At 42.4% G+C, this 13,282-nt stretch carries 14 protein-coding genes; 13 read left to right on the top strand and 1 reads right to left on the bottom strand.

The genetic code is table 11. From position 1 onward, the window contains the following. The first annotated feature begins 60 nt into the window (after positions 1 to 60). The 7 genes from hrcA (at position 61) to mtaB (ending at position 7,985) form a co-directional block, all read left to right on the top strand. Positions 61 to 1,092, top strand: a complete 1,032-nt coding sequence (gene hrcA / locus MHB69_RS11695) for a heat-inducible transcriptional repressor HrcA (RefSeq protein WP_003217350.1) — start codon at positions 61 to 63, stop codon at positions 1,090 to 1,092. A 63-nt stretch (positions 1,093 to 1,155) separates the two neighbouring features. Next, positions 1,156 to 1,713, top strand: a complete 558-nt coding sequence (grpE, locus tag MHB69_RS11690) for a nucleotide exchange factor GrpE (protein ID WP_024423035.1) — start codon at positions 1,156 to 1,158, stop codon at positions 1,711 to 1,713. Positions 1,714 to 1,737: 24 nt separating this feature from the next. Then, positions 1,738 to 3,576, top strand: coding sequence for a molecular chaperone DnaK (gene dnaK / locus MHB69_RS11685; RefSeq protein ID WP_041086261.1), 1,839 nt, complete (start codon positions 1,738 to 1,740; stop codon positions 3,574 to 3,576). Between the two features lie 165 nt (positions 3,577 to 3,741). Beyond that, positions 3,742 to 4,875, top strand: a complete 1,134-nt coding sequence (gene dnaJ / locus MHB69_RS11680) for a molecular chaperone DnaJ (RefSeq protein ID WP_024427952.1) — start codon at positions 3,742 to 3,744, stop codon at positions 4,873 to 4,875. 22 nt (positions 4,876 to 4,897) lie between these two features. Then, positions 4,898 to 5,833, top strand: a complete 936-nt coding sequence (prmA, locus tag MHB69_RS11675; RefSeq protein WP_046311816.1) for a 50S ribosomal protein L11 methyltransferase — start codon at positions 4,898 to 4,900, stop codon at positions 5,831 to 5,833. Positions 5,834 to 5,856: 23 nt separating this feature from the next. Further along, positions 5,857 to 6,627 carry a 16S rRNA (uracil(1498)-N(3))-methyltransferase gene (locus MHB69_RS11670; RefSeq protein ID WP_061109370.1) on the top strand — a complete coding sequence of 257 codons (771 nt, stop codon included), beginning with the start codon at positions 5,857 to 5,859 and terminating at the stop codon, positions 6,625 to 6,627. Continuing rightward, positions 6,627 to 7,985, top strand: coding sequence for a tRNA (N(6)-L-threonylcarbamoyladenosine(37)-C(2))-methylthiotransferase MtaB (mtaB, locus tag MHB69_RS11665; protein WP_024423030.1), 1,359 nt, complete (start codon positions 6,627 to 6,629; stop codon positions 7,983 to 7,985). The genes MHB69_RS11670 and mtaB overlap by 1 nt, the downstream gene beginning before the upstream one ends. A 42-nt stretch (positions 7,986 to 8,027) precedes the next feature. On the opposite strand, the gene MHB69_RS11660 is transcribed toward mtaB, so the two are convergent. Beyond that, entirely contained in the window at positions 8,028 to 8,957 is a 930-nt protein-coding gene (locus MHB69_RS11660) for a Na/Pi symporter (protein WP_065214622.1), read from the bottom strand. Between the two features lie 182 nt (positions 8,958 to 9,139). Here MHB69_RS11660 and rpsU point away from each other — a divergent pair, with 182 nt between their 5' ends. The 6 genes from rpsU to yqfC all read left to right on the top strand — a co-directional run bounded on the left by rpsU (position 9,140) and on the right by yqfC (position 13,267). Then, positions 9,140 to 9,313 (top strand): 30S ribosomal protein S21, encoded by a 174-nt coding sequence (gene rpsU / locus MHB69_RS11655; protein ID WP_003152957.1) that lies wholly within the window; start codon positions 9,140 to 9,142, stop codon positions 9,311 to 9,313. 14 nt (positions 9,314 to 9,327) lie between these two features. Continuing rightward, a complete protein-coding gene (locus tag MHB69_RS11650; RefSeq protein ID WP_034280115.1) occupies positions 9,328 to 9,777 on the top strand; it encodes a GatB/YqeY domain-containing protein in 450 nt (149 codons plus the stop codon). Between the two features lie 140 nt (positions 9,778 to 9,917). Then, positions 9,918 to 11,231 carry a nodulation protein NfeD gene (locus tag MHB69_RS11645; protein ID WP_342495578.1) on the top strand — a complete coding sequence of 438 codons (1,314 nt, stop codon included), beginning with the start codon at positions 9,918 to 9,920 and terminating at the stop codon, positions 11,229 to 11,231. A 27-nt stretch (positions 11,232 to 11,258) separates the two neighbouring features. Further along, a complete protein-coding gene (floA, locus tag MHB69_RS11640; RefSeq protein ID WP_024423026.1) occupies positions 11,259 to 12,251 on the top strand; it encodes a flotillin-like protein FloA in 993 nt (330 codons plus the stop codon). A 31-nt stretch (positions 12,252 to 12,282) separates the two neighbouring features. Beyond that, the gene (locus tag MHB69_RS11635) at positions 12,283 to 12,780 is read left to right on the top strand and encodes a hypothetical protein (protein ID WP_024427958.1); all 498 of its coding nucleotides are present in this window, start codon (positions 12,283 to 12,285) and stop codon (positions 12,778 to 12,780) included. Positions 12,781 to 12,985: 205 nt separating this feature from the next. Next, the gene (yqfC, locus tag MHB69_RS11630; RefSeq protein ID WP_012010618.1) at positions 12,986 to 13,267 is read left to right on the top strand and encodes a sporulation protein YqfC; all 282 of its coding nucleotides are present in this window, start codon (positions 12,986 to 12,988) and stop codon (positions 13,265 to 13,267) included. Positions 13,268 to 13,282 lie beyond the last annotated feature (15 nt).

The following is a 13,282-nucleotide window of genomic DNA, read 5'->3' as shown; positions in this document are numbered from 1 at the left end:
GGTAATTTTGTTTATACAATTAGCACTCGTTGAAAGAGAGTGCTAACAGGGGTGATGATGATGTTAACAAATCGTCAGCTTTTGATTCTGCAAGTCATCATTAATGACTTTATTCGTTCGGCGCAGCCAGTTGGATCAAGGACTCTTTCTAAAAAAGAAGACATTACATTCAGCTCTGCGACGATTAGAAACGAAATGGCTGATTTGGAGGAACTTGGTTTTATCGAAAAGACCCATTCTTCATCAGGAAGAATTCCTTCCGAAAAAGGATATCGTTATTATGTAGATCATTTGCTCTCTCCGCGAAAACTGTCGTCTAAAGAGCTTGTGCTCATCCAGTCGGCCTTTCAGGAGAAAATTTTTGAGCTGGAAAAGACAGTTCAAAAATCGGCGGAAATTTTATCAGATCTCACAAACTATACATCGATTGTGCTTGGTCCAAAGCTAAGTGAAAATCGATTAAAGCAAATTCAGCTTGTCCCTGTTCAGCCAAACAAAGCAGTGGCGATCATGATTACAGACAGCGGACATGTTGAAAACAAAACCATTACCTTCTCTGAGCATCTCGATGTCTCCGATATTGAGAAGCTGATGAATATTTTAAACAGCCGCCTAGCCGGAGTCCCGATGGATCAGCTGAAGGACAGAATGTATAAAGAAGTTGTGATGCTTCTTCGTACGCATTTAAAAGATTATGATCATATTTTAGATGCGCTCGGCAATACATTTACATCGACTCAAAATGAATCAAAACTTTTCTTTGGCGGGAAGATTAATATGTTGAATCAGCCGGAGTTTCATGACATTGACCGCATCCGCTCACTCATGATGCTTATTGAGCAAAAGAATGATGTCATGCAGCTGTTTCATCCAAATCAGCAAGGAATCACCATTAAAATCGGTTCAGAAAACAATTTGGAAGCGATGGAGAACTGTAGCCTAATCACAGCCACTTATTCGATTGATCAAAAATCACTCGGCTCCATTGCCGTCATTGGTCCAACCCGTATGGATTATGGGCGGGTTGTCAGTCTCTTGCATCATGTATCAAAAGACTTGTCAAACGCACTTTCCAATTTGTATGATGAGTAGGGTGATAAAAGATAGGGGCACAGCCCCTTCGTATTTTTGAATCTTTTGAGGGAGGTGAACACAATGTCAGAAGAAAAACAGACACCTGAGCAAGAAGCAGAGGTTGAAGCACAAGAAGAAGCAGTTCAAGCAGATACTGAGGAAGTAACAAATGATGAACAGTCTGCCTTCCAAGAAAAAATCGATGAATTGCAGCAGCTTCTAGATGAAAAAGAAAACAAAATTCTGCGTGTTCAAGCAGATTTTGAAAACTATAAACGCCGTGCTCGAACTGAAGTGGAGACCGTGCAAAAATATCGTTCTCAACATGTTGTCAGTGATCTTCTCCCAGCTCTTGATAACTTTGAAAGAGCGCTTGGAATTGATCCAGACAATGAGCAGACGAAAAGTTTGTTAGAAGGAATGCAAATGGTTTACCGCCAGCTGGTAGAAGCGTTGAAAAATGAAGGCGTAGAACCAATTGAAGCTGTCGGCAAAGAGTTCGATCCAAACCTTCATCAAGCCGTCATGCAAGTTGAAGATGAAAACTACGATTCAAATATCGTTGTAGAAGAATTGCAAAAGGGCTATAAACTCAAAGACCGAGTTATTCGTCCATCAATGGTAAAAGTAAATCAATAACTACATAATGGGAGGTCATCGAATATGAGTAAAATCATTGGGATTGACTTAGGAACAACAAACTCATGTGTTGCAGTACTTGAAGGCGGCGAGCCAAAAGTCATTGCTAACGCTGAAGGAGCACGTACAACACCATCTGTTGTCGCTTTTAAAAACGGAGAGCGCCAAGTGGGTGAAGTAGCAAAACGTCAATCAATTACAAACCCGAACACGATCATGTCTGTTAAAAGACATATGGGTACTGATTATAAAGTAGAAGTTGAAGGCAAGAACTACACGCCGCAGGAAATCTCTGCGATTATTCTTCAGCATCTTAAATCTTACGCTGAAGGCTATCTTGGCGAAGAAGTAACAAAAGCTGTTATCACAGTTCCTGCTTACTTCAACGATGCAGAACGTCAAGCAACGAAAGATGCTGGTAAAATTGCTGGTCTTGAAGTAGAACGTATCATCAACGAACCAACAGCAGCTGCACTTGCATATGGTTTAGATAAAACAGAAGAAGATCAAACGATTCTTGTATACGACCTTGGCGGCGGTACATTTGACGTATCGATCCTTGAGCTTGGAGACGGCGTCTTTGAAGTGCGCTCAACTGCTGGGGACAACCGTCTAGGTGGAGACGATTTTGACCAAGTCATCATTGATCACCTAGTGGCTGAATTCAAAAAAGAAAATGGCATTGATCTTTCTAAAGATAAAATGGCGCTTCAGCGTTTAAAAGATGCTGCTGAAAAAGCGAAAAAAGATCTTTCTGGTGTATCTTCTACACAAATCTCACTGCCATTTATCACAGCTGGAGAAGCAGGACCTCTTCACCTTGAATTAACGTTAACGCGTGCTAAATTCGAAGAGCTTTCTGCAGATCTTGTAGAGCGTACAATGACACCTGTACGTCAATCACTGAAAGATGCTGGTTTATCTGCTAGCGAGATTGATAAAGTCATCCTTGTTGGTGGATCAACTCGTATTCCTGCAGTACAAGAAGCAATCAAAAAAGAAACAGGCAAAGAGCCTCATAAAGGTGTAAACCCTGATGAAGTAGTTGCACTTGGTGCAGCCATCCAAGGTGGAGTGATCACAGGAGATGTCAAAGACGTTGTTCTTCTTGACGTAACACCACTTTCTTTAGGAATTGAAACAATGGGCGGCGTATTCACGAAGCTGATTGAACGTAATACAACAATTCCAACAAGTAAATCACAAGTATTCTCAACAGCTGCTGACAACCAAACAGCTGTAGATATCCATGTCCTGCAAGGTGAGCGCCCAATGGCTGCAGATAACAAAACATTAGGCCGCTTCCAATTGACTGATATCCCGCCAGCACCACGCGGCGTACCGCAAATCGAAGTATCTTTTGATATCGATAAAAACGGTATTGTCAACGTACGTGCGAAAGATATGGGTACAGGCAAAGAGCAAAACATCACAATCAAATCTTCTTCAGGTCTTTCTGATGATGAGATCGAAAAAATGGTCAAAGAAGCAGAAGAAAATGCTGAAGCAGATGCGAAGAAAAAAGAAGAAATCGAAGTGCGCAACGAAGCAGATCAATTAGTGTTTACAACTGAAAAAACATTAAAAGATCTAGAAGGCAAAATCGATGAAGAGCAAGTGAAAAAAGCAAATGACGCGAAAGATGCGCTAAAAGCTGCGATCGAAAAAGGCGAGTTTGAAGACATCAAAGCGAAAAAAGATGAGCTGCAAACAATCGTTCAAGAATTAACGACAAAGCTCTATGAAGAAGCTGCAAAACAAGCACAAGCTCAGCAAGAAGGCGCTGAAGGTGCTCAAAAAGCAGATGACAATGTAGTGGATGCAGAATACGAAGAAGTAAACGACGATCAAGAGAAAAAATAATCACCTTTACTTTTGAAAAAGACTGCTGAAACGTACTCGTCAGAAAGTCAAAGTCAGGATCTCTTGGCTTTGACTTTTTTTCTTTTCAACGATGAAAGGAATTGAAAAAGGTTAAATCAAAATGATACAATCGTATTTATGTGAGAAAATCGGGAGTGTGAAGAGATGAGTAAGCGTGATTACTATGAAGTGCTTGGCGTAAGTAAGAGCGCCTCAAAGGACGAAATCAAAAAGGCATACCGCAAGCTTTCAAAAAAGTATCACCCTGATATTAATAAAGAAGCTGGCTCAGATGAGAAATTCAAAGAAGTAAAAGAAGCCTATGAAACCCTTTCTGATGATCAAAAACGTTCGCATTATGACCAGTTCGGTCATACCGATCCAAACCAAGGCTTTGGCGGCGGCGGTTTTGGCGGAGGAGGAGACTTTGGCGGCTTCGGCGGCTTTGATGACATCTTCTCTAGTATTTTTGGCGGCGGAGCCAGAAGAAGAGATCCAAATGCACCGCGCCAAGGAGCGGACCTGCAATATACAATGACGCTTTCGTTTGAAGAAGCGGCATTTGGAAAAGAAGCAACCATTGAAATCCCTCGTGAAGAATCTTGCGAGACATGTCATGGATCAGGTGCAAAGCCTGGTACGCAGGCAAAAACCTGTTCACATTGCGGCGGTTCTGGTCAATTAAATGTTGAGCAATCCACTCCGTTTGGTAAAGTGGTCAACCGCAGAGTATGTAACTACTGCAGCGGAACAGGGAAACAAATTGATCATAAATGTTCAACATGCGGCGGCTCTGGCAAAGTGCGTAAGCGTAAGAAAATTAACGTGACGATCCCTGCAGGTGTTGATGATGGCCAGCAGCTCAGAGTGTCTGGGCAAGGTGAACCAGGCGTAAATGGAGGACCTCCAGGCGATCTATTCGTTGTATTCCATGTGCGTGCGCATGAATTCTTCGAACGTGATGGAGATGACATTTACTGCGAGATGCCGCTTACCTTTGCGCAGGCTGCATTAGGTGACGAAATTGAAGTGCCGACATTACACGGAAAAGTAAAATTAAAAGTTCCTGCTGGCACTCAAACTGGCACGAAGTTTAGACTCAAAGGAAAAGGTGTGAAAAATGTACGCGGCTACGGCCAAGGCGATCAGCATATCGTTGTACGTGTCGTCACACCGACAAATTTAACAGACAATCAAAAAGATATCATTAGAAAATTTGCTGAAGTGAGCGGAAATAAACCAGACGAACAAGAAATGAGCTTTTTCGACAAGGTAAAACGCGCATTTAAAGGCGAGTAAGACGGATAAGGAGTTGGTAGTATTGAAGTGGTCAGAAATTAGCGTCCATACAACAAATGAAGCGGTGGAACCGATCACCAATATTTTGCATGAAGCAGGTGCAAGTGGTGTCGTGATTGAGGACCCGCTTGATTTAGTCAAGGAACGTGAAAATGTATACGGTGAGATCTACCAGCTCGATCCGAATGACTATCCAGATGAAGGTGTCATTGTGAAAGCCTATCTTCCAATGAACAGCTTTTTGATGGAAACGGTAGATGAGATCAAAGAAGCCATCAACAACCTTCTTCTATACGATATTGACCTTGGACGCAATACACTGTCAATTTGTGAAGTAAATGAAGAAGAATGGGCCACCGCCTGGAAGAAATACTATCATCCTGTGAAAATCTCTGAAAAATTCACCATCGTTCCAACGTGGGAAGAATATACACCAGTTCATTCTGATGAACTGATTATTGAAATGGACCCTGGAATGGCATTTGGAACAGGTACGCATCCAACAACCGTCCTTTGCATTCAGGCGCTTGAGCGCTACGTGAAGGAAAACGATACGGTGATTGATGTTGGAACAGGCTCTGGAATTTTAAGTGTGGCAGCAGCGATGCTTGGTGCAAAGGACATTCAAGCCTTTGATCTCGACACCGTTGCGGTAGAAAGTGCGAAGCAAAACATCGAATTAAATGGTGTAAGTAACCAAGTGACGGTCAAACAAAACAATTTGCTTGATGGAATTTCAGGTGAGCGTGATGTAATTGTCGCCAACATTCTGGCAGAAGTGATTTTGCGCTTTACAGATCAAGCCTATGACCTATTGAAGAAAGATGGCTATTTCATTACATCAGGCATCATTGGACAAAAGAAATTACAGGTCAAAACAGCATTAGAAGAGGCGGGTTTTGACATTGTTGAAGTGCTGTCAATGGAAGATTGGGTCAGCATTATAGCGAAAAAATAAAGCGAGTAGGTGTCAGGACACGTATGCAACGATATTTTATCGACCTCACGAAAGAAGAAGTGACGTTAAAGGGAGCCATCGTTATAAAAGGTGAAGATGTACATCATCTTTCCAATGTCATGCGGATGAAAGCAGGGCAGGAAATCCTTTGTTTAACAACAGACGGCTTTGAAGCGCTCAGTAAAATTGATACAATAACAAAGGAAGAAGTGATTTGTCACCTTGAAAGCTGGACAAATCAGGACAGAGAACTTCCGATTAGGGTGACGATTGCAAGCGGTCTTCCAAAAGGAGATAAGCTTGAGCTCATTATCCAAAAAGGCACAGAGCTTGGCGCAAGTGCTTTTATCCCGTTTCAAGCGGCTCGTTCTATTACAAAGCTTGACCAAAAAAAATCCCATAAAAAACGAGAGCGCTGGGAGAAAATCGCGAAAGAAGCAGCCGAGCAGTCCTACCGGAATATCATTCCGCGTGTTTATTCAGTATCAACGTTTAAAGAGCTGACGCAAATAGCTGGTGAATTCGATAAATGTGTCGTTGCATACGAAGAATCATCGAAAGAAGGAGAGCAAAGCCGTTTTCAAACTGTGCTTCAACAGATGAAAGGCGGACAAACCTTGCTAGTGGTTTTTGGCCCTGAAGGCGGTTTGGCAGAAAAGGAGATTGAAGAGCTTGAAACGCTTGGTGCAGTCATTTGCGGGCTTGGACCACGCATTTTAAGAACAGAAACTGCTCCTTTATATGCGCTTTCCGCTATATCTTATCAAACAGAGTTATTAAGAGGTGAATCATGATGGGAACAGTAGCGTTCCATACACTTGGCTGTAAGGTCAACCACTATGAGACAGAGGCGATCTGGCAGCTGTTTAAAGAAGCTGGCTATGAAAGAAAAGAGTATGAATCAAAAGCAGACGTATATGTCATTAATACATGTACGGTCACGAATACAGGCGATAAGAAAAGCCGCCAAGTCATTAGAAGAGCCATTCGCCATAACCCGGATGGTGTCATTTGTGTAACAGGCTGCTATGCGCAAACATCACCAGCAGAAATCATGGCGATTCCTGGTGTTGATATTGTGGTTGGAACACAGGACAGACATAAATTACTAGGCTATATTGAAGAATACCGCAGAGAAAGACAGCCGATCAACGGGGTTGGCAATATCATGAAAGCACGTGTGTTTGAAGAACTTGATGTTCCTGCCTTCACAGACAGAACGCGCGCTTCATTAAAAATCCAAGAAGGCTGTAACAATTTCTGTACATTCTGCATTATTCCTTGGGCACGCGGACTTCTTCGTTCTCGTGATCCAGAAGAGGTCATCAATCAAGCGCAGCAGCTTGTTGATGCGGGCTATAAAGAAATTGTGCTGACAGGTATTCACACAGGCGGATACGGAGAAGACTTAAAGGATTATAACTTTGCAAAGCTTCTGAGAGAATTAGATGAACGTGTTATTGGCTTAAAACGAATCCGTATTTCATCTATTGAAGCAAGTCAAATTACAGATGAAGTGATTGAAGTGCTTGATCAGTCAGATAAAATTGTCAGACACTTACACATCCCGCTTCAATCTGGCTCAAATACTGTGCTGAAAAGAATGCGCCGTAAATATACGATGGAATTCTTTGCAGAGCGTTTAACAAAGCTGAAAAAAGCATTGCCGGGACTTGCTGTCACCTCTGATGTAATCGTTGGATTCCCTGGGGAAACAGAAGAAGAGTTCTTGGAAACGTACAATTTTGTCAAAGATCATCAATTCTCTGAGCTGCACGTCTTCCCTTACAGCAAACGTACAGGTACCCCGGCTGCAAGAATGGAAGATCAAGTGGATGAGAATGTGAAAAACGAACGTGTCCACCGTTTGATCGCTCTTTCTGACCAGCTTGCGAAAGAGTATGCATCAGCATACGAAGGTGATGTGCTAGAGATTATTCCGGAAGAATCCTTCAAAGAACAAGAAGGAAACCACAATCTTTATGTTGGTTATACCGATAACTACATGAAAGTTGTTTTTGAAGGGACAGAGGACATGATCGGCCGTCTGGTCAAAGTGAAAATTACGAAAGCGGGCTATCCTTATAACGAAGGACAATTCGTTCGCATCAGCGATGATGTGCAGCCAGACAAAGTGAGAATGACCTCATAATAGATAAAAAAACCGGCAGCCAAAAGAGCAAGCCGGTTTCTTTTATTTTGACTGATTCGGCATGAGACACAAGATCAATCCGTGAAAAGGGCGAATGAACGGAAAGAAGAGGAGAGAGCTTGCCACATTAAACAGCAGGCTGAAATGCGCAATCTGCTGGGCAGGAGAGCTTGCGAGAAGGGCAACAACCTCTGTGATCAGGGCGAGAAACGGCAGGCATAAAAGAACCCCGAGCACATTAAATACGACGTGTGCATAAGCCGTTTGACGTGCTGCGTAGCCGCCGGATATCGCAGCCATCACAGCCGTAATACATGTCCCAATATTGGACCCCAACACAAAGCTGATGCCTTCCTGAAGTGCCACAGTTCCTTCATTCATAAATCCCATTAAAATACCGATACAGACTGAGCTCGAATGAACAATTGCTGTGAAAATGGTACCCGAAAGCAGCGCTGTCCAGTCTGAATGCTGCATCATTTCAAGAAAACGCAATGTCTCAGGCTGGCTTGTCATCATCCCTGCAATTTTTGAAAAGCCTTGTATGCAAAAAAAGATCATCCCGAGCCCAAATAAACTTTTTCCTGCATGTCTAAAAGATGTCCTGCCAAAAAGAATGCATACAAGACCGGCTATGATCAAAACCCACATGAATACGTCCATTTTAATGGCGATAAATTCTGTCGTAAACGTTGAGCCGATATTGGTTCCAAGAATCATTGGAATCGATTTTTTAAAAGAGAGAATGCCAGTACTGACAAAGCCGATGACGATGACCATAAAAGCAGAACTGCTTTGTAGAACCCCTGTAAACACAATGCTGACCAAGAATGCTTTGACCGGGTGATCTGTAAAGAGAAGAAGTGATTTCTCAATACGAGACGACGCAAGCGCCATTAATCCTTTTCTCAGCAAACCCATTGACCATAAAAAAATGAAAATAAGTGCACAAAAATAAATGATCGCCATCATAGAAAAGTCCTCCTCTTACCAATGAATATATGGACTTGTCTACCTGCTCATGACGAAAATATATTTCCAAATCACTTAGTTGACCTCACACTGGGCTTATATTATAATGTCTAGGTACATGTTTTGCATGTATATCTTTTTTTAATGCAGTCGATTGGTGTATTCGGAGGGAGGGAAAGAGAATGTCAAAAACGGTCGTTAGAAAAAACGAATCGCTTGAAGATGCTCTTCGTCGCTTTAAACGCAGTGTATCCAAAACTGGAACATTGCAAGAAGCAAGAAAGCGTGAATTTTATGAAAAGCCTAGCGTAAAGCGTAAGAAAAAGTCTGAAGCTGCTAGAAAACGTAAATTCTAAAGAGGGTGGATTTTATGAGTCTTCTTGAGCAATTAAATTCTGATATGAAGCTTATGATGAAAAACCGTGAGAAAGACAAGCTTGTTGTCATTCGTATGGTAAAGGCTTCGCTGCAAAATGAAGCAATTAAGCTTAAGAAAGACAGTTTGACCGGCGATGAGGAACTAACCGTCCTTTCCCGCGAGATTAAGCAACGTAAAGACTCCCTCCGTGAATTTTCGAAAGCTAATCGCTTAGATTTAGTAGATAAAGTTCAAAAAGAGATTGACATATTAGACGTTTATTTACCTGAACAGCTTTCTGAAGAAGAACTGCAAACGATCGTGAAAGAAACGGTCGCTGAAACAGGTGCTTCCTCGAAGGCTGACATGGGTAAAGTCATGAGCGCTATTATGCCAAAAGTAAAAGGTAAAGCTGATGGAGCTGTCATTAACAGACTTGTCAGCGAGCAGCTGTCTCAATAAAAAGTATCCTTCTATTGTTAGAAGGATACTTTTTTTATGCCCTCGTGATTCTGTCATATAAAAATGAAACCTATGATACATTTGTAACGTATGTAAAGGAACGGTAAAATGGAAGAAAGAGAGGAGGGATCACCAAATAGATGAAAAAAATAAAAATTTCTATTGCTCTCTTCAGTTGTTTTATAATATGCTTGTTATTAGGGGTTCAATTGACCGCGAAATCAGCAGATCAGAAAGTTCATGTTATCCCAATTGAAGATACAGTAGAAAAAGGACTTTCTAAATTCATTGAACGATCGTTTGAGCAGGCAAAGTCGGAACGGGCGAAGCATATTATTCTCGACATCAATACACCAGGTGGTGCAGTTGATGCAGCGCTTGAGATCGCAGATACGATTCGTGCTTCCGATATCCCAGTGACAGCGTTTGTCAATCATAGAGCGCTTTCAGCAGGGGCCTTCATCGCGCTAAATGCCGGTCAAATTTATATGACCCCGAATGGAAAGATGGGGGCTGCTGCGATCATCGATGGAGAAGGCAATGCTGCCGATCAAAAATCTGAATCTCTATGGCTTGCTGAAATGAGTGATGCTGCCGAAAAGCAGGGGCGTGATCCAAAGTATGCTCTTGCCATGGCGGATATAGATATAGACGCAAAAGAAGCCGGTGCACCAAAAGGAGAATTGCTCACCTTCAATACAGACCGTGCGCTTCAATTCGGGTATGCAGAAGGGGAAGCAAAAAATATGGATGACTTGCTTCAGAAGCTGAAATTACAAGACGCTTCTGTTCAATACGATGAAGTGAGCTTTGCTGAAAAGGTTGCGCGTTTTCTTACGCACCCAATTGTCATTCCAATCCTTTTATCCATTGCAAGCTTAGGGTTAGTTGTTGAGCTCTATTCTCCTGGCTTTGGGGTCCCGGGCACAATGGGAGTGACAGCGCTTCTTCTATTCTTTTATGGTCATCTCGTGGCAGGTTTTGCAGGATATGAGACGTTGTTCCTGTTTTTAGCAGGGATTGCACTCATCATTCTGGAATTGTTTTTGCCAGGGGGAATCGTAGGTGTCATTGGACTGATCTGTGTCGTTGTCAGCTTATTTTTAGCAGCTGGAAGCTTTACAGAAATGGCGATTTCCATCTTGATTGCCACTGCTGTTTCAACCATAGCAGTTATTTTATTGACAAAGGTGTTGGGGAAACGTATGAAATTCTTTAAAAAGTTCATTTTAACCGATTCAACCAATAAGGAAAGCGGTTATGTCTCAAATGAAACAAGAGAGGATCTTGTTGGACAAATCGCAGTGACAGCCACTGCACTTCGTCCATCTGGTACGATCGTACTCGGAGATGAGCGCATTGATGTTGTGTCAGAAGGTGCATTTATCGATAAAGATGAACAAGTAAAAATTGTGAAAGCGGAAGGCTCACGCATTGTCGTGAGGAAAGTATAGATATACTGATTTTAGAGGAGGAATAAAATGGATCCATCTACTTTACTATTATTTGTGATTATCGCAGCAGGTTTGATTGTTCTATCGATCTTTTTCACCTTTGTACCGGTGATGCTGTGGATTTCTGCCCTAGCGGCTGGCGTAAAAGTGAGCATTTTTACACTTGTCGGAATGAGACTGCGCCGAGTGATTCCAAACCGAGTGGTCAACCCGCTCATCAAAGCACATAAAGCAGGTCTTGATGTGACGATTAACCAGCTGGAGAGCCACTATCTTGCAGGTGGTAACGTGGACCGAGTTGTGAACGCATTAATTGCAGCTCAACGCGCGAATATCGAATTGAACTTTGCTCGCTGTGCAGCCATCGACCTAGCAGGCCGTGATGTACTTGAAGCAGTTCAAATGAGTGTAAACCCTAAAGTCATTGAAACACCATTTATCTCTGGTGTTGCGATGGACGGGATTGAAGTCAAAGCAAAAGCACGTATTACAGTTCGTGCAAACATCGACAGACTTGTCGGTGGTGCAGGGGAAGAAACAATTATTGCCCGTGTAGGTGAAGGGATTGTCTCTACAATCGGTTCATCAGATAATCATAAAAAGGTTCTTGAGAATCCTGATATGATTTCTCAAACGGTTCTTGGTAAAGGATTAGATTCAGGTACTGCATTTGAAATTCTCTCGATTGATATCGCAGATGTTGATATCGGTAAGAACATCGGGGCAATTCTGCAAACAGACCAAGCAGAAGCAGACAAAAACATTGCACAGGCGAAAGCAGAAGAACGCCGCGCAATGGCTGTTGCACAAGAACAAGAGATGCGTGCGAAAGTTGAAGAAATGCGCGCGAAAGTCGTTGAAGCAGAGGCTGAAGTACCACTTGCAATGGCTGAAGCATTACGTGAAGGCAATATTGGTGTCATGGACTACATGAACATTAAGAATATCGATGCTGATACGGATATGAGAGATTCATTTGGCAAAATGACAAAAGGTCCATCTGATAATGAAAACAAATAAGCATCCTCTCACGCTTTAAGGAGGGAGCCCATTGGACATTCTATTTGAAAATCCGCTACTAATTGCGATTATCATCGGTATCATCTCTGCCGTCTTTGGGAAGATCGGCAAACAAGAGGAGAACGAAGAGCAGAATCAGCAAAAGAAGCCCGCTCCTCAGCGTAAGCAGGTGCCCCAAAAGCAAACAAAGCAAACAAGTCCAGATCCAGTCGTGACCGATCAGCTGGACGATTTCGGCGATGTGCATGATCATGGCGGGATGAAGAAAAAAACTTCTCAGTCCTTACAAGATCGCTATACGGCTACACTTGCCGAAATGGAAGAAAGAAAAAACGAGCTGAACAAAGAGTTCCAATCGCTTGAAAGAGAGCTGACAAGGCCAAAGGCTGCATCTGCTGAAATGAGGCCAAAATTCATTGAGAAGCTGAACCAAGATACAATTGTTCAAGGAATGATCCTTGGAGAAGTATTTGGAGAGCCGCGCGCGAAAAAGCCGCACAGAACGATGAAACGGCCATATAAAAGATAAAGAAGAAAGCCCCCTTTATGAAAAAGGGGGCTTTTTTTGCCTGATGACATTTTTTCTTAAAGAAAATGCTGAAACAGCTGTTTTACAGGATTCATTAGCATGATATGAACCCCTGAGGAATAGGATGATATAGAGGCTTTCTCATCAGTCTCACCATCTTTCAGTTTGATCTCATACACATGAGGTGGGAAGGGGTTCTTATTGAATGGGAAAAAGAAAAAATCGACTTAAAGCATGGCTGACAAGAACACTTGAAATCCCTCCAGACGTGATGATGGATCTTCCCCGTATTACGATGGTTGGCAGACTCCACATTTACATAGAGAACCATAAAGGGCTTTTGCTTTTCAGTGATCAAGAGGTAAGGCTGATGCTCAAACAGGGACAATGCATTATTTCAGGGAAAGATTTTGTGATTAAAACGATTTTGCCAGAAGAGATTTTATTGGAAGGGAAAATCGATGAGGTCCGTTATATTGATTCTTAACTGACGGAGGGGAGA

The sequence above is a fragment of the Bacillus sp. FSL K6-0994 genome (genome assembly GCF_038630815.1).
Lineage (GTDB): Bacteria > Bacillota > Bacilli > Bacillales > Bacillaceae > Bacillus > Bacillus safensis.
This window is presented reverse-complemented; position numbering and strand designations above follow the sequence as displayed.

What these genes read in the sequence shown, in the direction of transcription:
- hrcA (WP_003217350.1), top strand. Translation starts at nt 61, where the DNA reads ATGTTAACAAATCGTCAGCTTTTGATTCTGCAAGTCATCATTAATGAC.
- grpE (WP_024423035.1), top strand. Translation starts at nt 1,156, where the DNA reads ATGTCAGAAGAAAAACAGACACCTGAGCAAGAAGCAGAGGTTGAAGCA.
- dnaK (WP_041086261.1), top strand. Translation starts at nt 1,738, where the DNA reads ATGAGTAAAATCATTGGGATTGACTTAGGAACAACAAACTCATGTGTT.
- dnaJ (WP_024427952.1), top strand. Translation starts at nt 3,742, where the DNA reads ATGAGTAAGCGTGATTACTATGAAGTGCTTGGCGTAAGTAAGAGCGCC.
- MHB69_RS11670 (WP_061109370.1), top strand. Translation starts at nt 5,857, where the DNA reads ATGCAACGATATTTTATCGACCTCACGAAAGAAGAAGTGACGTTAAAG.
- mtaB (WP_024423030.1), top strand. Translation starts at nt 6,627, where the DNA reads ATGGGAACAGTAGCGTTCCATACACTTGGCTGTAAGGTCAACCACTAT.
- MHB69_RS11660 (WP_065214622.1), bottom strand. Translation starts at nt 8,957, where the DNA reads ATGATGGCGATCATTTATTTTTGTGCACTTATTTTCATTTTTTTATGG.
- rpsU (WP_003152957.1), top strand. Translation starts at nt 9,140, where the DNA reads ATGTCAAAAACGGTCGTTAGAAAAAACGAATCGCTTGAAGATGCTCTT.
- MHB69_RS11650 (WP_034280115.1), top strand. Translation starts at nt 9,328, where the DNA reads ATGAGTCTTCTTGAGCAATTAAATTCTGATATGAAGCTTATGATGAAA.
- MHB69_RS11645 (WP_342495578.1), top strand. Translation starts at nt 9,918, where the DNA reads ATGAAAAAAATAAAAATTTCTATTGCTCTCTTCAGTTGTTTTATAATA.
- floA (WP_024423026.1), top strand. Translation starts at nt 11,259, where the DNA reads ATGGATCCATCTACTTTACTATTATTTGTGATTATCGCAGCAGGTTTG.
- yqfC (WP_012010618.1), top strand. Translation starts at nt 12,986, where the DNA reads ATGGGAAAAAGAAAAAATCGACTTAAAGCATGGCTGACAAGAACACTT.